The 20,057-nt window shown below is 50.4% G+C and carries 14 protein-coding genes; all 14 read left to right on the plus strand.

Annotated elements, in window-relative coordinates; translation table 11 throughout:
- The first annotated feature begins 48 nt into the window (after positions 1-48).
- The 14 genes from AB1757_03465 to AB1757_03530 all read left to right on the plus strand — a co-directional run bounded on the left by AB1757_03465 (position 49) and on the right by AB1757_03530 (position 20,056).
- Positions 49-1,710, plus strand: coding sequence for a hypothetical protein (locus tag AB1757_03465; GenBank protein MEW6126098.1), 1,662 nt, complete (start codon positions 49-51; stop codon positions 1,708-1,710).
- Positions 1,711-2,030: 320 nt separating this feature from the next.
- A complete protein-coding gene (locus AB1757_03470) occupies positions 2,031-3,239 on the plus strand; it encodes a type IV pilus twitching motility protein PilT (GenBank protein MEW6126099.1) in 1,209 nt (402 codons plus the stop codon).
- A complete protein-coding gene (locus AB1757_03475; GenBank protein ID MEW6126100.1) occupies positions 3,203-3,826 on the plus strand; it encodes a regulatory protein RecX in 624 nt (207 codons plus the stop codon). Before AB1757_03470 ends, AB1757_03475 begins: the two co-directional genes overlap by 37 nt.
- A gap of 96 nt (positions 3,827-3,922) precedes the next feature.
- Positions 3,923-4,837, plus strand: coding sequence for a DUF4388 domain-containing protein (locus tag AB1757_03480; GenBank protein MEW6126101.1), 915 nt, complete (start codon positions 3,923-3,925; stop codon positions 4,835-4,837).
- Between the two features lie 326 nt (positions 4,838-5,163).
- Entirely contained in the window at positions 5,164-7,926 is a 2,763-nt protein-coding gene (gene alaS, locus AB1757_03485) for an alanine--tRNA ligase (GenBank protein ID MEW6126102.1), read from the plus strand.
- Positions 7,927-7,947: 21 nt separating this feature from the next.
- Positions 7,948-8,580 carry a pyridoxamine 5'-phosphate oxidase gene (pdxH, locus tag AB1757_03490; GenBank protein MEW6126103.1) on the plus strand — a complete coding sequence of 211 codons (633 nt, stop codon included), beginning with the start codon at positions 7,948-7,950 and terminating at the stop codon, positions 8,578-8,580.
- Positions 8,581-8,892: 312 nt separating this feature from the next.
- Positions 8,893-11,898 carry a TonB-dependent receptor gene (locus AB1757_03495; protein ID MEW6126104.1) on the plus strand — a complete coding sequence of 1,002 codons (3,006 nt, stop codon included), beginning with the start codon at positions 8,893-8,895 and terminating at the stop codon, positions 11,896-11,898.
- A gap of 143 nt (positions 11,899-12,041) precedes the next feature.
- Entirely contained in the window at positions 12,042-13,664 is a 1,623-nt protein-coding gene (locus AB1757_03500) for a nucleoside transporter C-terminal domain-containing protein (protein MEW6126105.1), read from the plus strand.
- 7 nt (positions 13,665-13,671) lie between these two features.
- Positions 13,672-15,468, plus strand: coding sequence for a PfkB family carbohydrate kinase (locus AB1757_03505; GenBank protein ID MEW6126106.1), 1,797 nt, complete (start codon positions 13,672-13,674; stop codon positions 15,466-15,468).
- 284 nt (positions 15,469-15,752) lie between these two features.
- The gene (locus AB1757_03510; protein MEW6126107.1) at positions 15,753-16,301 is read left to right on the plus strand and encodes a hypothetical protein; all 549 of its coding nucleotides are present in this window, start codon (positions 15,753-15,755) and stop codon (positions 16,299-16,301) included.
- A 73-nt stretch (positions 16,302-16,374) separates the two neighbouring features.
- Positions 16,375-18,573: an SPFH domain-containing protein gene (locus AB1757_03515; GenBank protein ID MEW6126108.1), complete on the plus strand. Its 2,199-nt coding sequence runs from the start codon at positions 16,375-16,377 to the stop codon at positions 18,571-18,573.
- Between the two features lie 80 nt (positions 18,574-18,653).
- Positions 18,654-18,896 carry a hypothetical protein gene (locus AB1757_03520; GenBank protein MEW6126109.1) on the plus strand — a complete coding sequence of 81 codons (243 nt, stop codon included), beginning with the start codon at positions 18,654-18,656 and terminating at the stop codon, positions 18,894-18,896.
- Positions 18,893-19,084, plus strand: a complete 192-nt coding sequence (locus AB1757_03525) for a type II toxin-antitoxin system PemK/MazF family toxin (GenBank protein MEW6126110.1) — start codon at positions 18,893-18,895, stop codon at positions 19,082-19,084. The genes AB1757_03520 and AB1757_03525 overlap by 4 nt, the downstream gene beginning before the upstream one ends.
- Before the next feature lie 96 nt (positions 19,085-19,180).
- Positions 19,181-20,056: a tetratricopeptide repeat protein gene (locus tag AB1757_03530; GenBank protein MEW6126111.1), complete on the plus strand. Its 876-nt coding sequence runs from the start codon at positions 19,181-19,183 to the stop codon at positions 20,054-20,056.
- The last annotated feature ends 1 nt before the right edge of the window (position 20,057 follow it).

The raw sequence follows: 20,057 nt of genomic DNA on the forward strand, positions 1-20,057 counted from the left end.
TGAGCAGCAATCAGGCAGACTGTTATTCTCAAAATGGGACGATAAAGCATGCGTTTAACACTTATTTATTTCTTGCAGGCGCAACCGGCGAAAGTTTCGTGGTTGCTTTGGACGGTTGGCATTTTCTTCTTTCTTGCGGGACTCGCCTTGCTGGTTTATTTGATGATTAACCGCAAGCGGGGCGGGGTGGAAGATGAACCGGAGATTAAAAAATTATTGACCGATGAACCGCCAATCGTCACCGAACAGGAAAGCGTTCTGGAATCTGCGCCTGATGAAATTCTTGAGGCAGAGATTACCGCAAAAAAAAACGCGCTTGATGAGGTTCCGTCACCGCACAAATACTGGAGCGATGAAATTGCCGGTGAATCAAGCGTTGATGAATCGCCCGAAGCGGTAGCCGTTGAATCTTCTCCATCATTTGAGGAAGCGCCGTCCGAAGTTGAATCTGCCACGTTGCCTGTTGAACCGGAAAATGTGAAAGCCGAAGCGTCAACACCCGCGCAAGCAGCCTTGATAGACGAAGCAAATGTTACATTAGCCCATCAAAATGAAACTCAGACTGCGCCCGATGAAACGCTTATTCTGTCGAGTTCGTCTGCGCCGCCAGCGGTTGATGAAACCGCGATGCTAACGTCTGCGCCCGAACCTGAGATTGCCGCAAATGAAGAAACCCCCTTTAGTGATGAAGTATGGGAAGAGTTAAAAGCCGAGCCGACTTCAACGCTTACCAGTGAGCGACAAGCGCCGGTGACGACCCAATATGCCGCATTTGAGGACAGCGCGACAAAACCATTGGCAAGCGTCATCAGCGAAGCCTCGGCGCGCGTTGAGCCGCCCGCTGCACAGGAAAATTTCACGCCGCCCCGCCCGCGCCGCGAGCCGTTTGAACCGCCACGCATCGAGCCGCTGATTCCGCAAAGCGAACCCGCGCCCTCACCTGCACAGACGCGAACCATCGCGCCCTTGCGCACCAAAGAAACGCGAATTGATAGAGAGCCGGTTTTTGAAAACGCGAAACCGCAGCCTGTGCCGGTTTTCAATCCGCAAACCGAAGTGGTGACCGCGCACCCCAAGGCGGACTGGCACCCTGCGCCAGCCAATCGCAAAGTTGCAGGAGCCGTTCTGGGGTTGCCGGTCGAAGCCAGCGATGCGCCACTGGTAATTGGCAAACCCGTCATTGCTGAAGAGGAAATCGGCGTCACCGGATTTACCCATTATGGCGAACCGACGGATACCGGCGACACGAGTCGTGGTGGGTTGATTACCTTTTTAATTGTTTTGTTAATAATGGGCGGCGGTGTGGCAGCCTATTTCAAAATTCCTTCATTTCATAATCGCGTCGATGCGGTGCTGGCGCGATTGCGCACAGGGCAAGCGCCCGCTCCTGCGGTTGAAACCCCGCGAGCGCAAATCATTCCTTCGCGTAACCCGGAAGTGAATAAAAATATCGTCAAAGCCCGAGGCGCGGTGTTGAATATTTCACAGGAAACGCTCGAAGAGTTATCGGTTGAAATTACTTTTTATCGCGGCGAAAACCCCATTGAAGTTCGTCAGGTCGCCATCACCCCCGCTACCCTCGAACCCAGCCAGCAGGGAACTTACGAGTTTGAATATGATGGTAGCAAAAGCGGCGGCTTTGCCCGCTACAGCGTCACCAAACTGCTCGGCAAAAATGGCGAAATCAAATTTACTTCGGCAAAACAATAAAAAATCGGTAGCTGGTAATCGGTAGCCGGTAATGGGTAGCTGACAGACGATAATTGGTGGTTTGGGAAACGGCATAACTTTTATCAGAAATTCCTGACTACCGGCTACCGAGTACCGGTTACCGACCACCGACCACCCGCTGAAAACTAAACTGTTGAAGTGCATTTTGGTTGAACCTATAATACCAACGCTGAAACTGTCGCTAGCTTAACCCGTCGTCAATCTCTGAGTTTGAAGAAGGCTGCCCCTTTGCACTGAACCTCGTCAACTTTCATTGATGGTATAAACAGTTTACTAACCCAGATTTCAAAGAGGCAAAAATGTCAGCAAGCATTGACCAACTATTAACCCTTGCCTGTAGCAAGGGGGCATCGGATTTACACATCAAAGCCGGGAGCTTTCCATTTCTACGAATCAACGGTGACCTTCAAGCGATGGTCGAAGCGCAAAGACTTTCAGCCGAAGATACGCTTAACATGGCTTTTTCAATGATGAATAACCGGCAGAAACAACGCTTCAGTGAAAATTCGGAAATCGACGTGGCTTATGCGGTGCAAGGGTTAGGGCGTTTCCGCTGCAATATCTTTCAACAACGCGGCACCGTCGGTATGGTGCTGCGCGTCATTCCGACGACCGTTCGTACCATCGAAGAATTACGCCTGCCGACGGCGATTAATCATTTATCCGATAATTCGCGCGGTCTGGTGCTGGTTACGGGAACCACAGGCTCCGGCAAATCCACCACGCTGGCAGCCATGATTGATTACATCAACCGCATGCGCACAGGGCACATTGTCACCATCGAAGACCCGATTGAATTTTTGCATCGCGACAAAAAAGCTTATGTCAATCAACGCGAAGTCGATGTCGATACCCGCAGTTTTTATGAGGCGTTGCGCGGCGCATTGCGACAAGACCCGGATGTTATTCTGGTCGGTGAAATGCGTGACCACGAAACCATTGAAACGGCTTTGATGGCAGCCGAAACCGGACACCTGGTTTTATCAACGCTGCACACCCTGGATGCGACGGAAACCATTCAACGCATCGTTTCGAGTTTTCCGCCGCATCAGCAGAATTCCATTCGCCTGCAACTGGCGAGCGTCCTGCGTGGGGTGATTTCCATGCGATTGGTGCGCGCCGCTGACCCGACGCTTGGTCGTGTGCCTGCCGTCGAAGTGATGGTCGTAACCCCTTACATACGCGATTGCGTGGTCTATGCTGAAAAGACCCATTTGATTCGTGACGCGATTGCTCAAGGAACTTCACAATACGGCATGCAGACTTTTGATCAATCGCTATTTGATTTGTATTCACAAGGGTTGATAACGTATGAAGAGGCGTTGGCAAGTTCGACCAATCCCGATGAATTTAAATTGCGGGTTTCCGGGATTCGTTCAGCCGCCGATCAGGCGCGCGACGATATGGAACGTTCGCGTAAACGCACGGCATCACTTGAAGGCGCAAAACCTGAAACCAAACAGTTCGTCAATTGGCTTTTAGAAGGAAAAGAACAGATTATCCGATAAACCGCGCCCGTCGCGGCACAGGCAAGGCTTATCCGGGAGCGGAACAAAATTCCGCAGCCGATGAAGATGTTGAAAGCAAACCGCGCGCGCCGTTAAGCGAAGAAAAGGCGCGCCAGAAGGCGATGAATGCGGCGCTCAAACTGCTTGCCGCCAGAGCGCGAAGCGAACAACAGTTGCGCGAAAAGTTACTTGAAAAAAGCTGGCTTGAGCCGCAAATGATTGAACAGGCGATTGCCAGACTGAAAGAGTTGGGCTATATCAATGACCGCAGTTTTGCGCTCAACTACGCTGAGTCGCGCCTCAGTTTGCGCGCCATCGGTAAATCGCGGTTGCGGCGTGAACTGGTTGAAAAAAAGGTTCCGCGCGCAATTATCGAAGAGACTTTTGAGAAAATTTATGCGGAGAGTACGGAAGAGAATTCTCTGCAACAAGCAATAGATAAGCACCTGCGCATTCACGGCCTCCCGGATGACCCGAAAAGTAAACGCCGGATTATCGCGCATCTGATCAGGCAGGGTTTTTCATATGATTTGATTATGAAAAAACTGCGCCTGATTGAAAATGCCACAGACGAAGAATGGACATAAATCAGATTGCATCCGTTGATTTTCAGAAATCCACGCTGCCTTGTGTAGTTGATTATGCTCAAGCGATAAGACCGCGAAAGAAAAAGAGAATACCCAATGGTTTCAAAAGACAATGAACGAAGACGCGCCAAGCGCGTCAGTTATATCTGCGAAATTCAATGCGAAGGCAAAGGCATCGGCAGACTCAACACGCGCATTAACGACATCAGCATAACCGGACTGTTTATTGATTCGCTGGCGCATCTGGCAATCGGTTCAATTTTGAAAATGCGCTTTGTGGTTTTAGGACTGCCGATGGAAATCGAAGGCGAAGTGCGATATTGCATGCCGCAGGTCGGCATGGGGATTCAATTTTTGAAATTAAAACCCGAACAGGAATATGCCATTCGCTGTCTCGTTGAAAAAGAACCTTTTGACAAAAATATTTATCTTTCGCTAACTAAATCAACAGTGCCTTTGAATTCGGGCGGTCTCACTTTGCCGCAAAACAGTCCGCCGACCGGCAATTTATCGACGGGCAAGTCGCCGCAACCTGCAAACGAGGCAAACCCGCCGACCGCGCCGCTCAATAAACCTGCGCCGCCGCCTGCCGGTACACGTGTACCGACACAAAATTTGAATCCGCCGCAGGCGGTTCGGCAAATGAACAGCGGTTATCTGGCGCAAAGTATGCCGGACGAGCAGACCATCCTGACCGGCAATTTCGCGATTATCAATCTCTTTGATGTCATTCAGATGATTGAAAACAGCAAAGTGTCGGGTGAGTTGGTCATTCCTTTAAATGACGAACAGGGCATTATCTATTTCAACGAAGGTCGTCTGGTCAATGCGAAATTCGGGCTGCTGACCGGTTCGCAGGCGCTCAGTATTTTTCTCGATTTACACGAAGGCTCATTCGCCTTCAGAAAAACCGATAAAGCCTACACACAGATTTTTCACACCGGCAACAACACCGGGCTGTTGCTCGACATTCTCGCAAGCAAAGACGAAGAGAACGCCCACATCAATTAATTGGCAATCACACGCGCTGTCGCTTATTTTCCGTTTCAGTTACTACCTCCGAAGAGCGTGTGCCTTTTTTCAAGAGAGAGGGTTCAGCTTTCGGATGCGGCTGTTCGCGAGGATTCGTTGAGCGGATTGAATCCGTCAAATCCGTTTCATCCGTTCAATCCCAAGATGATTTTTACCACTCATTGCAGACCAATTGAGTGTGCGGAAAGCCGTAAAGCTTATTCATCGCCTTCCCCTCACTTCAATAACTATCGGGCGCTACTGTGACAGTCTGCTTTGGTTTGTTATAATCCGCATTTCAACTTTAAACATAAAAGATAACCGTTATGACTGGACATGAAATCAGACAAAAGTTTTTAGACTATTTTGCCGAGCGCGGGCATCGCATCGTGAAAAGCTCGCCTCTGCTTCCGGCAAATGACCCGACTTTGTTATTTACCAATGCCGGGATGAATCAATTCAAAGATGTATTTTTGGGCGCGGAACAACGCGACTACAAACGCGCTACGTCTTCGCAAAAATGTATACGCGCGGGCGGCAAACATAACGACCTCGACGAAGTCGGACGCACCACGCGCCATCATACCTTTTTTGAGATGCTCGGCAATTTTTCATTCGGCGATTACTTCAAAAAAGAAGCCATCTATTTTTCGTGGGATTTGCTGGTAAACGTTTTTGGTCTTGACCCGAAGCGTTTGTGGTTTACGGTGTTCGGCGGCGACGATGAAGTTCCGGCAGACGACGAAGCAGCGCGTTACTGGGAACAGGTCGGCGCGCCGCCTGAGCGCATCCTCAGATTCGGACGCAAAGACAATTTCTGGCAGATGGGCGAAACCGGACCCTGCGGACCCTGTTCGGAAATTCATTACTATCAAGGCGAACACCCGGAAGACCCTGAGTTCAATCGCGCCGAATATGTCAATGGCACGGGCGACATCACCATGGAAATCTGGAACGACGTGTTCATGCAATACAACCGCTACGTCAAACCGGGAACCGAAAATCAATATGTGCTTGACCCATTACCCGCGCCATCCGTGGATACCGGCATGGGACTTGAGCGCATCACCGCAGTCATTCAAGGCGTCAGTTCAAATTACGAAACCGACCTCATCAAGCCGATTATCAATTTCATCGCAGAGCTTGCGGGAAAAGTTTATGTCTATGATTCGCCCGAAGGTTTTGCTATGCGGGTGCTGGCTGACCACGCGCGTTCGGCTTCGTTTTCAATTGCCGATGGCATCGCGCCGGGCAATGTCGGCAGAAATTATGTGCTCAGAAAAATTTTGCGCCGCGCCATCTATCACGGCATCACGGGACTCAAGTTGCAACCGCCGTTTTTCCATAAAGTGTGCGAGTTTGTCATTGAGTTAATGAAAGAGCCGTACCCTGAACTCATCGCGGCGCGTCCGGCTATCGTGGAAATCGTTCAGCGCGAAGAACGCAGCTATAGCCGCATTTTAAATATTGCCGAACCGCGCAGCGCCGAGGTGTTCAATAAATACAAAGATGAAATGCCGCCGATGAGTGAACTCGCGAAGTTGTACGACACTTATGGGGTGCCGACCGATTTGATTCGCGTCAAACTCAGTCAACGCGGTTGGGACATTGAAGAGAACGAATTCACCGAACAGTTCAACGCGGCGATTGCCGAATTGCAACAAAGCGGCGCGCAGGAAGCGACGACTATAGCTAAAAGAACAAGCCCCATTTATGGGTTAGCTGCAAGACTCACAATCAACTTTGCGCCACGATTTATCGGCTACGAAGAGCTTGAGACTTCAAATGCGCGTGTTCTTGCTATTATTGTTGACGGTAAGTTGCGAGCTATCGATAACGATGCACCTGAAGGGCCTCTCGCGTATGACAATAAACCTGTTATTAACAATAAGCCTCTATTAGCCGGGGAAAATGGAGAGGTTCTTCTTAGCAGCACACCTTTTTATGCTGAAGCAGGTGGTCAAGTTGGTGACACTGGAATATTGGAAGGTGAGAATATTTTAGCAACTGTACAAGATACTTTTTCTCCATCACAGGGGTTTATTTTCCATAAAGTAAAAATAGAAAGCGGTCAACTCAACGTAGGAGACAGTGTGACGGCACGGGTTGACGCCGAGCGTCGCCGGAAGATCAAAGCCAATCACACGGGCACGCATTTATTGCACGCGGCGTTGCGCGAGGTTTTGGGTCCGCACGTCAAACAAGCCGGTTCGCTGGTTGCGCCCGATAGATTACGGTTCGATTTTTCGCATTACGCGCCGCTCAGCGCCGAAGAAATTGCTGAGATTGAAGAACTCGTCAACCGCGAAATACTGCTCAATCGCCCGACCCAGACCGAACTCAAATCTTATGATGAAGCGGTGAAATCGGGCGCGATGGCGCTATTCGGCGAAAAATATGGCTCTACGGTGCGCGTCGTCAGCGTGCCGGGATTTTCAACTGAACTTTGCGGCGGCACGCACGTTCGCGCCACGGGCGATATTGGTCCTTTCAAAATCATCAGCGATTCGTCGATTGCCGCAGGTGTCAGACGACTTGAAGCGGTTACCGCCGATGCGGCAATCGCGCGATTTCAAGCCGATGAACAGGTCGTCACCGAACTCACCCAGAGTTTGAAAGTGACGCCCAATGAACTGCCGCAGGCGATTGATAAATTGCAGGAGCAGGTGCGCAAGTACGAACGCGAAATCGAGCAGTTGAAATTAAAGATTGCCCAATCGGCGGCGGCTTCGGCTACGGAAAATGCGCGACAGATTGCCGACATCAAGGCGCTTGCAACTGAAGTGTCGAACCTCGATGCCAATGGTATGCGCCAGCTTGCCGATAACTTGTCGCAAAAAATCAAGAGCGGGGTTGTCGTCTTAGGACAAAAGGGCGATGGCAAAGTTTCGCTGGTGGTTCGCGTGTCGGATGATTTGACCAAACGACTCAACGCCGGGCAGATTGTTCGCGAAGTGTCGGCGTTTGTCGGCGGCAAAGGCGGCGGTCGCCCGGATATGGCAACCGGCGGCGGCGCGCAGGTCGAAAACCTGGAATCGGCTCTGGAAGCCAGTTACAAGGTCGTTGAACAAATGTTGAACGGTAAATAATTTTTAGGTGAAAAGAACGAAATGACTGAACTGAATAACATTAATAATGAACCGTCACTGAGACGAAAAGATTTAGCCGCGAGTCCGTTTGCACAATTCGACAAATGGTACAAAGAGGCACAAAACACCGAACACAAATTCGCCAATGCCATGACGCTGGCAACCGCGACCCGCGAAAATGTGCCGTCGGCGCGGGTGGTATTGCTCAAAGATTTTGATGAAGAAGGTTTCGTTTTCTTCACCAACTATGACAGCCAGAAAGGCGACGAACTTGCTGAAAACCCCATTGCCTGCCTGAATTTCTACTGGGAACAACTTGATAGACAGGTGCGCATCACCGGGCGGGTGACGAAAACTTCGCGCGAAGAGTCCGAAGAATATTTCCGCACCCGCCCGCTGGAAAGCCGTCTTGGCGCATGGGCTTCCAAACAAAGCCGCGTGATTGAGTCGCGGGCGGTTTTAGAAAATGAAATGCAACAGCTCAAGGAAAAATACGCCGATGGCGAAGTCCCGTTGCCGGCTTACTGGGGCGGGTATCGGGTAGCGGCAGAGGCGATAGAGTTCTGGCAAAATCGCACAGGACGATTGCACGACCGCTTTCGTTATACCCGACAAGCGGATGGCAGTTGGTTGATTGAGCGGTTGTCGCCTTAAATTTTCTTTGCGAGCAGCTTAAATTTTTCTTACAGCTTGATATTTTCCTCTCCTTCAAATATAACGATTCCGATTCACCCGGCAGTATTATCGCTTTCCCTAGCTATGCGGTTTTATGAAGGTTAATAAACTGGAAATCATTAACGCGACCCGTTCAAAGAGGCGGGTTGTAATTTTGCTCACTCAAGAACTAACTCGGTAAGGATGAAATTCAGGTTTGCGGTTGATCCCCCCTTTCAACACTTTATGTACTGGCAATCGTAAGATTTGAATTTCCGCTCCTATTTAAAGCATGGAGGACAATCTATGGAGATGTTCAAAAAGTCAAAATGGATAGTTGCTTTTCTTTTGACCTTTACGCTGGGATTTCAAGCCAGCGTTTTCGCGCAAACCCAAATCACCACAGGGGTGATTCAAGGAACGGTTTTAGACCCGCAAGGCGCATCGGTTGCCGATGCGAAAGTTGAAGTCAAAAACGCGGATACCAATTTTTCGCGAACCTTATCGACCGATGCGGATGGACGATTTGTGTTTTTGCAGTTGCAACCGGGACGCTACAGCGTCACCATCTCGAAACAGGGTTTCGCAACCCTCGTGCAAGAGAATCTCGAACTCACCGTCGGTAAAGCGATCTCTCTCACCTTAAACATGAAAATTTCGCAACTCGAAGAGAAGGTCATCATTACCGCTGCGCCGACCATTGATGTGGTCAAAACCGAATCCAGTACCACCCTCAATGAACTCGCTGTCAACACCACGCCGATCTTAGGCAGAAAATTTGAAGACCTGTTGACTCTCACACCCGGCGTCAGCATTACTCAGGGACCGGATGGCGATGAAATCAATTTCGCCGGACAACGCGGCATTTTCAACAATGTCAGTCTTGATGGCGGCGATTACAACAACGGATTTTTTGGTGAACAGGCGGGCGGTCAACGCGCTGCAATTGACATCACCCTGGAAGCCGTCAAAGAGTTTCAAGTCGTCGCCACCGGCGCAAGCGCCGAATTCGGACGCACGGCGGGCGGCGTCATCAACGTCATTACCAAATCCGGCACCAATGATATTCGCGGCAGCCTGTTTCATTTTCAACGGCTCGAAGGGTTGACCGCAAAAACTTCGGATGGCAAAAAGCTCAATGATTTTCACCGCGAACAATTCGGCGGCACCATCGGCGGCCCGATTGTCAAAGACACCGCTTTTTACTTTTTTGCCTTCGAGCAAATATTTGAAAAACTCAATCGCGACAATTTGAGCGTGCAAATTGGCGCAACCCCTTGCTCCGTACAAGCGCCGACGGTTCGCAACAACGAAGCCTTAATCAACAGCAACCCGGATTGTCAACGTCTGGCGTTGCTCAACTTTTTCCGTTCTTCGGTCGGACAGGAAGAGGGCAATCCGGTCAGCCATAAAATCCGCAACTCAGCGATTCTCGGCAAACTGGATTTCAGTTTGAATTCAGCCAACAAACTGGCGCTCTCGTATAATTTTGACCGCTCAAGAAATGCCAACCAGACTTTCGACGTGGATACCTATGGCAATTCCGCCAACGGCACCGAAGGACCATCGAAAATCAATGTCGTCAACGTCAATTTGTTCAGTTCGATTTCAGCGACCACATTGAACGAAGCGCATTTCACCTATGCGCGTGAAACCCGTCCACGTTCGGCTACGCCTTCCAACATTCCTGCGGATACCGCGATGGGTTTTGCAACGACGTTTCGTTTCGGCAATCCCTTCTTTTTGCAACCCGGCGTTGACGAAGTGTTCTGGCGCTCCCAGCTCAAAGATAACTTCTCGGTTATTGCCGGGGCGCATACTTTTAAAGTAGGCGGCGAATGGATTCACAGTCTCAATGACCAGGTATTTCGCGGCTTTTTCACCGGTCGTTATATTTTCGATAGCGTAGCCGGATTCCTGCGCTACGCATCGCCTGCGGCATCGGGTGGATTCGGCCCGCGAACCGTCGCCTGCTCAAACGGCACCTATGTTACCGCGCCCGCGAGTTGTCCGGCAGGCACCACGGCAACCGGCGGTCCGCTGCTGCTTTATTTGCAAGGCGCAGGACGTTCAGGACCGGCAACCGATGAAGCCGGTGCCTCGAAAATCGACAATGAAGATTATGCGATATTTGCTCAGGATAAATGGCAGATACGCCCGAACTTCACCTTCAATTACGGACTGCGCTGGGAAGCCCAAATCTTTCCGCAAATGTCGGTCGCGCCGCAAGACACCGCTTATGGCATTTTCCTGAGCGACCCGCGCTTTCCCTCGGACGGCACCTTGCCGAGCCAGAAGAAGATGTTTCAACCGCGTGTTGGTTTCGCCTGGGATATTTCCGGCAATGCCAAATCGGTTTTGCGAGCCAGTTGGGGAATTTATAACGCCCGGCAAAATATGTTGTCACAGGTCGGCTCAATCACCACAAACGGCGTGCAACAACAAACCATCTTTCTCAACACCCCGATTATCGCAAGCGGCGCAACCCCGCCGACCTGGCCTGGACTGGTGACACCGACGGCGCAAAGCTGCGGCTCGAATCCTTTTCCCTGTTTTAGCGGGGTTCGCGTCTTCAGCCGCGATTATGCCAACCCGCGCATCTATACCACCAATGTTGCATTCGAGCAGGAGTTGGCTGCAAATCTCGCATTGTATCTCGATTTCACCCACTCGAAAGGCGTACATCTGACGCGCTTTTTCAATGCCAATTTTTCGGGAATCTTTTCACCGGAACTCGGTGAAGTCATGGTCGCTTCAAGCTCTGCGAAATCGCTTTATCGCGGGTTCACCATCGGACTCAGAAAACGCTTCAGCGACGGGTTCCAGATGGAAACCAATTACACCTGGTCAAAAGACCTCGATGATGATTCCAATGAACGCGACCCGTTCACCGACCGCGTCTTTGACCACAATGATTTCTCGAAAGATTATTCGCTGTCGGATCGCGACATTCGCCACAAATTTAACTTTGTCGCGTTTGCCGAAATCGGCGCAGGATTCCAGTTCAACGGGCGTATTCAAGCGCGTTCGGCGCAACCGATTACGCCGAACCCGCGTGTTGTAAACGGCGTTGATTTGGGACGCAACAGCATTCGCAAAGACAATGAATTTTTCTCCTTCGATTGGCGATTGACGCGCCCGTTCAAATGGGGTGAACGCTATTCGCTGATTCCGATTTTTGAAATGTTCAACACCTTTAACAATAAAAACAACATCAACCCGCTGGCAACCCCCGGACTGTTCAACTTCGACGGCTTCCTGCGCGTTGGTGTTGGCGACCCCAGACAAGTGCAACTTGCCCTGAGGTTCACTTTCTAATTTGCGCTTGCTGTGATTTAAATGGTCAACTGAAAACCCCGAAACGTCTTGCGGTTGTTAGACGCTTCGGGGTTTTGTTATATTGCGCCGCGCGTTCCCTGTTGCAATTCAATCACAAAAAAACGAATTTCGGAGCCACATTCTTGCGCGTTATTTCGCTTATTGGGTTTTTCATCATTCTCAGCCTCGCCTGGCTGGTTTCGTTCAATCGGCGTGACGTAAAACTGCGCCCGGTCATTTGGGGCATCGCCTTGCTGTTGATTCTGGCAATCATCATTTTTCGTCAGGATGCGTTGAGTTTCGTCGGGATGACGTTGCTTGCGCTTCTGGTGATTGTTTACCTGCTTGAACGGACGGCTGAAAACCAGCAACAGAAATGGCAATGGCGAATTTTTGTCGTCGTTGGCGCTTTGCTTGTCGGGGCGCTTTCTTTGCTATTGCCGACGCGATTTCTCATCATCGGATTTTTTGTGCTCATTCCGATTCTCTTGATTAACGGGCGATTTAAATTGCTGCCCAACGCGCAAAAATATGCAAGCGCGTTGCTCATCATTTTTGCGACTGCCAGTTTGATAAAACAGAACCTTCACGGCAACCAGTTGTTTCAAATCATCGGCGATAAAATCACCAGCTTTCTGAATCTGTCGGATTACGGCGCAAGGTTTTTATTCGGCAACCTTGCCGACCCGCAATATTACTTTCCGAATGCCGAGACTAACTGGCCCGGACTTGGGTTTCTGGTTGCCTTCAAAGTGTTGCCGGTGATCATTTTTTTCAGCGCCTTGATGGCGTTGCTCTACTACCTGGGGATTATGCAAAGCGTGCTGGCGGCTGTCAGTCGTTTCGTTTGCTGGACGACCGGCACGAGCGGCGCGGAAACCCTGGTCTGTACCGCAAACATTTTCATCGGGCAAACCGAAGCGCCGCTGTTGATTCGCCCGTATATGGACGGCTTGACCAATTCCGAAGTTGTGACGGTGATGCTTGCGGGGTTTGCGACCATGGCGGGTAGCACGCTTGGGGTGTACGGCGCATTCGGCATTCCGATTCAACATATCCTTGCGGCGTCTGTGTTGTCTGCGCCGGCGGCACTGGTCATCGCGAAAATTCTGTTTCCCGAAAAGGAACATCCGCAAACCGCAGGCGATGTTGAAATTCCCAAAGTCCATGTGGGCGCGAATGTCTTTGAGGCACTGGCAAACGGCATCGGCGATGGATTGAAATTAGCCGCGAATGTCGGCGCGATGTTGATTGGCTTTATCGCTTTGGTTGCGGCGCTCGATTCACTATTCAGCCTTTGCGATTACTGGATTGACGGGAGACTACTAGGCGGCGAGCACATCGACTATGCGGTTCGTGGACTCACGCCGGTGAATGGCGAATACGTCGGCATTTTCCCGGGGTCGCTGCAAACCCTGTTTGGCACGATTATGCGCCCGGTTGCGTGGTTAATTGGCGTGCAATGGTCGGAAGCGGCGCAGGTCGGCAACCTCATCGGCATTCAACTTTCGCTCAACGAATTTATCGCTTACGGGACATTGGGCGGCTACATTCGCGCCGGGGCAATCAGTGAACGCTCGATGATTTTAACCACCTATGCAATTTGCAGCTTTGCCAATTTTTCAAGCATCGGCATTCAAATCGGCGGCTTGAGCGCGTTGGTTCCCGGTCGCAAAAAAGATTTCGCGCGCTTCGCCCTGAGAGCCATGTTTGGTGGCGCAATGGCTTCGTGGCTCACGGCTGCGCTGGCGGGAATGTTGTTATAATTGGCTAATGAAACCGTCATCATTTCTACATAACTCATTAATCGTCATCGGCGGCGCGTCGCTCGATATTCTGCATTTTGCGGGGCGCACCGAACGTTCAGCCGGAGGCTCAGGGCTTTATACATCGCTTGCGGCGCATCGCATGGGGCGGCGTGTGACCATGATTGCGCCGCGTCCCAGTCCTGTGCCGCCTGAGCTTGAACTTGCTGATGAGCGCCTGGATTGGCGTGGCGTCGCGTTTCCTCCCGAAGAGTTGCCGACCTTTGAAATCGCGCACCTCGGCAACGGACAAACCAAATATCTGAACATCTGGTGGCGAGCCGAAAAATATCTGTCGCTCGATTACGTGCCGGATGATTTGCCTGAAGGCCTGGTCTACTGCATCCCGATGATTGATACCCAACATCAGGTAGAATTTTTGCGCCACTTCAAATCGCTTGGTCGCGTTATTGCCTGCGGCACCCATCAAGGAGCGGTGAATCAGCAACTCGAAGCGGTGCGCGAGTCACTGAGCCTTGTGGATTTTTTCTTCTGCAATGAAGATGAAGCGCGCGGCATTTTCGGCACGCTCGACCGGGCGCGAACTGCAGCCGGTAAAACGCTTTTCATTACACGCGGCGCGCAAGGTGTGCGGGTTATTCAAGGCGAATACGCAACTGATGTTGCGGGCGTCTGGGTTGATGAATTAGACCCGACGGGTGCGGGCGATACTTTTTGTGGCACGACGCTCGCGCTGCTTGCCGAAGGCGCGCATCCGGTAATGGCGGCGCGATATGGCGTGGTTGCAGCGGCAGAAATGGTAACGAAAATCGGACCCGATGCTTTATTTAATGCGCCGCCTGTGACTGGGCAGGATGCCCGCGTAGAGATTGACTTGGAGCAGATAAAAAATATTGCATCATTCATTCGCGGGATTTCGGAAGTAACGGCTTATGATTTCGTCGGCGAATATTTTCCCGAAGTCGGAAGCCCGCAGGCGCTTGACTATTTTTTCACAGCGACCTTGCAGCAATTCGGTTTTTGGAGCGAACAGGACGGGCGCTACTTTGAACCGATGATTGCTTCGATAAATGGTCGAAAGCTGAAAGGCAGTGATTATCTGTGGGCGACCTATTACCGGATGATGAACGAGCAGGCTGATTTGCTTTCACCCGCAGGACATGCCGCGCTTGATGCCGCAACGCTTGAAACCTTCTATCGTGCCGATGACGCGAGCAATCCGCTGTCGGTTTTTGATGAACGGTTGAAACTGGCGCAAACTTACGGGCGCGATTTGCAAACCTTGGGACTCACGCCCGCTGAAATTATTGAACGCGCCAACGCGAGCAACAAACCTTTGCAAACGTTTCTCGCTTTTCTCGATTACCTTGGCGGTTACAAAGAAGACCCGTTAAGAAAAAAATCGGCATTGCTGGCGATTATTTTGCAACAACGACCGGAAAAGTTTTTGCGTGAGTCAGGCGATGAACTGGTGCCGCCGATTGTTGATTATCACATTCAACGAAGTTGTTTGCGCATTGGATTGGTGAAAGTCGTTGACCGTGATTTACGCGAGCGTCTTGAACGACGCGAAGTCTTACTGCCCGCTGAAGAGTGGGCGATTCGCGAAGCGGTTTATCGCGCGATGAATGAATTGCAACAAGTGAGCGGCTGTTCGATGGGCGCACTGGATAAATTCTTTTTCGATAATCGTCACCGCTGTCCCGAAATGAGCGAACCCGATTGCGCCAGTTGCCCGATTGATGCAGTCTGCGCGCATCAGAAATCGCTTTTTCAACCGGTCATCCGCACAACCTTTTATTGAAAATTATCTCTTTAGAGCGGGTTGCAAAACGATTTACTGAGGTTAAACAAGCCCAACGACGCGGTCAAAGATCGCTTCCTCAACTTTTCCATTTTTCTGCTCGCAAAATTTCCAGTCAGGTTTCACTAAGGCTTCACGCCTGAAGCGGCGATGAAAACGGAGGTGAAATGAAATGTGTGAAATCATCGCACAGGCGTTTACCGGCATCGGCAATTTACTGCTGATGTTTTTTTAGTAAATAACTCTTAGTCTTCCGAAACCGACAGGCATATAATTCAGCCGCCATGTTCAAAGGTTTATTCGACAATCAAACCGCCAAAGAGATTCAACAACAAGAGCGCGAATATCTTGACAATCAAAAACGCGAAGACCTCACGCGCCGCGCCGCGCAATTTGATTTAAGCGCGCTTGATGAAGCGCGCGGCAATGCCAATCGTTATCAGGAAATTTTAGATACTCTCATCGAACAAATTTTTGCGAGTCAGGAAAAATTAGAGGCGCTCGTCAGCCACATTTCAAAAAGCCGTGAACTTCGCGCCTCTCAACGGCTTGCTGAAATCGTAATGGAACAGTTTAAAAATTCACCAAACACAAAAAACTTGACGCAGATGTTACACATTGCCGCGCTTGCCGATGATGCGGCAGTTTTCGGAAAAAGTATTGAACTCGCGGTAGATTTTTGGAAAAAAGGATTGCTGCCGAAATTATCTGCAAAAAAATTGCTCACTCTGATGCAGAGCGAGTATTGGTTGCTCTCGTCAACTGCGAAACGTTCAGGCGATGGGTTTGGTTTAAAAACCCGCCTCGGTGAACTTCGCAATCAGTTGACCTGATGTAACCTCAGTCAACCCGGATTGAAAATGCCGCAATCCGTTTTGTGAGATTGCGGAGACGAAAAGGATGCTTATGAGAAACTTTGATTTTGCTGCTTATGTGCCACTGGCGATTTTAGGATTTATCGCTTTTCTGTTTCTGGTGTTTATCCTGCGACGATTCTTCGTCAACGTCGGGGCGCGTGAAATCGCCGTTAAAGAACGTCGCTATTTCGGCGCGAAAATGCCGCCGGGTCGCGTCATCGCTACCGAAGGCGAAGTCGGTATTCAAGCCGATGTTTTAAAACCCGGACTGCATTTAATCAAATGGCCTTTTGAACGAGTAGTGCAGAAATTCCCGTTGATAGAAATTGGCCCCGACGAAATCGGCGTCGTTGAAGCGATTGACGGCGAACCGATGCCGCCCGGCAGAATCTTTGCGCCCGACCGCGCGCAAAACGCTCATAACAATTTCCAGGACCCCATCGCCTTTATTAAACAAGGCGGCGTAAAAGGCATACAACTTCGCACTCTGCCGCCGGGATTGTGGCCGATTCACCCTTACCTATTCCGTGTGTCGCTCAACAAAATGACGGTGATTCCGCAAGGCAAGGTCGGCGTGGTTTACGCCGCAGACGGGGCACCGCTTGATGCCGGACGGCTTTGCGCCAAAGCCATTGACGGGCACCGTAATTTCCAGGATGCCGAACAGTTCATCGCTTCGGGTGGTCAAAAAGGGCCACAGGTTGAAATCCTCACGCCCGGAACCTATCGCATTCTGACAGAATCAATCCCGCTCGGCGGCGGACAGGAACGCAAACCCGGATTGCTTTCGGTGCGGTTGTATGATGCGACGATTATCAATGAGAATCAGGTCGGTTTGGTTGAAGCCCTGGACGGCGCACCGCTTGACCCGCGCGATTATGTTGCCACGCCCGTCGAAGGTCACGACAATTTTAATGACGGTAATGAATTCATTCGGCGCGGCGGTCAACGCGGACCACAAAAAGACATCCTTCTTCCGGGTACTTATTACATCAATCCGTTGCTTTTCAAAGTGATTCCCGAAAAAGCCGGAGAGGTGAAACCCGGCGAAGTCGCGGTGATTGTTTCAAACGTTGGCAAAGACCCCTCGGATGAAGTGCGTCGTCGGATGGCTGAAAAAGTCCGCGAACGATTGGAACGCGAAGAGCAGGAGCAGATTGATAAAGCGGCTGCCCATCTCGACAAATTAGATGGGGACGCGGCGCGAACCGTTGAAGAGATCAAAGAAGAGTTGATGAAAGGCGACCCTGCCGATCAACGCCTTGATGAAGGCGCGCACGAAGCCTACGTTGTGCCCGAAGGTTATCGCGGTATTCAGGAAACCGTCGTCGGCCCGGGTCGTTACTATGTCAACACGCTTGCCGTATCGCCGATTATCATTCCCACGACGAACCAGACTGTGGAATGGACAGCGGGCGAAATCGCCAGTTCTTTCGACCCCTTTGAAGTCATCTCGAAAGACGGTTTCACCATGCAACTTGAAGTTCGCGTGGTGTTTCGCGTCAAACCCGAAGACGCGCCGTTTATGGTGGCGAAAATCGGTTCGATTGACCGCTTGATTCAAAACGTCATGCATCCGTTGATTGACTCGATTTTCCGCAATCAGGCGTCGGAAAGCTCGGCGATGGCTTACCTGCAAAACCGTCACGAAGAACAGGAACGCGCCGAAGCCCGTGTGCGAACCCATTTGCTCAAATATCATGTTGATGTAGTGAATGTTTTGATCTGTCACATACGTCTGCCGGAAGAGTTGATGAAAACGCAGACCGAAAAAATTCTCGCAGAACAGCGACAGACCATGTACAACGCTCAGCGCGAAGCCGAAGAGAAACGCATTCAGTTGGAAAAAACCAAAGCCCACGCCGACAATCAAAAGAATTTGATGGAGGCGACAGTTGGTGTGGAAATCGCCAGCAAACGTTCCGAACAACGCAAAGCCGAAGCCGACGGTGAAGCGCACTACATTCTTTCAACCGGTAAAGCCGAAGCCGAAAAAGTTCGCTTGATGGGCGAAGCGCAGGGTGTGGCGTATGCCGAACAGGTGAATGCCATCGGACCGCAAGGCATTGCCTTGATTGAGACTTTGAAAGTCATCGGTGAAAAAGGCGTTCGCATCACCCCGGATGTAATGGCATCGGGCGGAACGGGCGATAGCGGCAGCAACCTTGGAACATTGTTATTGTTGAACCTTTTCAAAAACCAGATGAATTTTGAAAACGGTTCCGGCAATGGCAATAAAAACAAGTAAGGTTCAAGCTAACTGATAGAAAAATTTATATGCACAGATTCATTTTAATCTGTGCATATTTTTTGCGGAAAGGAATCAAAATGGAAGCCATCAAACATAAAGTTAGAATCCCTGCTGACAAACAAATCAAAATTCGCCTTCCCGATTATGTACTTGTCGATGAAGAGGCAGAAGTTATTGTACTTTTTAAGTCCGCGTCATCTAACCAGAGTAAAAAAGTTTCGCAGATGCAAGAGGCTGTTAATGATCCACTATTTCTGGCTGATTTAAATACTGTGATGGAAGATTTCAAATATGCCGATAACCTTGGAGAAGATTTATGAAGGTTTCGCAATGGAGCGTTTGGCTTGCTAACCTTGACCCTGTTGTTGGTTCGGAGCAAGGGAAGACACGCCCTGTTTTAATTATCAGCGATACGGATTTGAATAATATTTTGCCTGTGGTCAATGTCCTACCTATCACTGGATGCTGTACGGTTCCAATTTGGAATCGCTTAATGATTAAGTATTGAATCGCCTACCTGCCTCGCCTATACTGGCTGAGCCTGTCTGTCTGCAAAATCGCCCCGCAACTTTAATCATCCTTTTCGGAAATTCACCGGGCGTTAATGGAATCGAAACCTCTCAGAATTATCGCGCCGCTTGCGGTTTTATTGCTGTTTTACTGGGCGATTTATGTCGCGCCGCTCATGACTGGCAAAGATTCAGCGATTTTGAATGCCGAACAGGCGCATGAAATTTTTGACGAGAGCCGTTTCCAACTTCATGAAAAAAAATATCAGGAAGCGCTGGAACTCACTGAGCGATTGAATAAAGCCTTTCCGCAAAATCATATCTATCTGGAACAACTGGCAACCATTCATCATTACCTGGGCAATTTCAAAGAAGAAGCTGACGCCTGGGAACGCTATATGCTCTATTCACCGACTCCCCTGGATGCCTGCCCGCAATTTGGCGAAGCTTACCGCGCCCTCAACCGGATTCCTGAAATGTTTGAGGCTTGTAAAAAATGCTATGAGTTAGACCCGCGTAACACTTACTCGATTTTCTTCCTGGCGCTTTCCTATGAACGGCTCGGGCAGCTTGAAAAAGCCCAAGAACTTTATGAAAAAGGCGTGGAAATATATCCGATTTACCCGGATTTGCGCATCGGTCTTACGCGCATCCATATACGCCTTGGCAACCTGGCGCAAGCGCGCGCGATCATCACCAAAGTCTATGAAGAATATCCCGACAATGTTGATGGATTATTGGCGATGGGGGTATTGCTGAGAGCCGAAGGTCGCGCCGGTGAAGCGAAAATGTTTCTTGAACGCGGCGTCGAGCTTTCACCCCGCTACACCGATTTTTACATCGTGCTGGCGGGGATTGCCGAAAGCGAAGGCAACCGCGAGGATGCCGTGGCTTATTACGATAAGGTTCTGGAACTTGCCCCCGATAATCCTGATATTGAAAGCAAACGCAAGCGATTGCTGGGAGGCTAGG

The organism is Acidobacteriota bacterium, assembly GCA_040754075.1.
Lineage (GTDB): Bacteria > Acidobacteriota > Blastocatellia > UBA7656 > UBA7656 > JBFMDH01.

Coding starts and splice junctions, on each gene's coding strand:
- AB1757_03465 (MEW6126098.1), top strand. CDS start 49: ATGCGTTTAACACTTATTTATTTCTTGCAGGCGCAACCGGCGAAAGTT.
- AB1757_03470 (MEW6126099.1), top strand. CDS start 2,031: ATGTCAGCAAGCATTGACCAACTATTAACCCTTGCCTGTAGCAAGGGG.
- AB1757_03480 (MEW6126101.1), top strand. CDS start 3,923: ATGGTTTCAAAAGACAATGAACGAAGACGCGCCAAGCGCGTCAGTTAT.
- alaS (MEW6126102.1), top strand. CDS start 5,164: ATGACTGGACATGAAATCAGACAAAAGTTTTTAGACTATTTTGCCGAG.
- pdxH (MEW6126103.1), top strand. CDS start 7,948: ATGACTGAACTGAATAACATTAATAATGAACCGTCACTGAGACGAAAA.
- AB1757_03495 (MEW6126104.1), top strand. CDS start 8,893: ATGTTCAAAAAGTCAAAATGGATAGTTGCTTTTCTTTTGACCTTTACG.
- AB1757_03505 (MEW6126106.1), top strand. CDS start 13,672: ATGAAACCGTCATCATTTCTACATAACTCATTAATCGTCATCGGCGGC.
- AB1757_03510 (MEW6126107.1), top strand. CDS start 15,753: ATGTTCAAAGGTTTATTCGACAATCAAACCGCCAAAGAGATTCAACAA.
- AB1757_03515 (MEW6126108.1), top strand. CDS start 16,375: ATGAGAAACTTTGATTTTGCTGCTTATGTGCCACTGGCGATTTTAGGA.
- AB1757_03520 (MEW6126109.1), top strand. CDS start 18,654: ATGGAAGCCATCAAACATAAAGTTAGAATCCCTGCTGACAAACAAATC.
- AB1757_03525 (MEW6126110.1), top strand. CDS start 18,893: ATGAAGGTTTCGCAATGGAGCGTTTGGCTTGCTAACCTTGACCCTGTT.
- AB1757_03530 (MEW6126111.1), top strand. CDS start 19,181: ATGGAATCGAAACCTCTCAGAATTATCGCGCCGCTTGCGGTTTTATTG.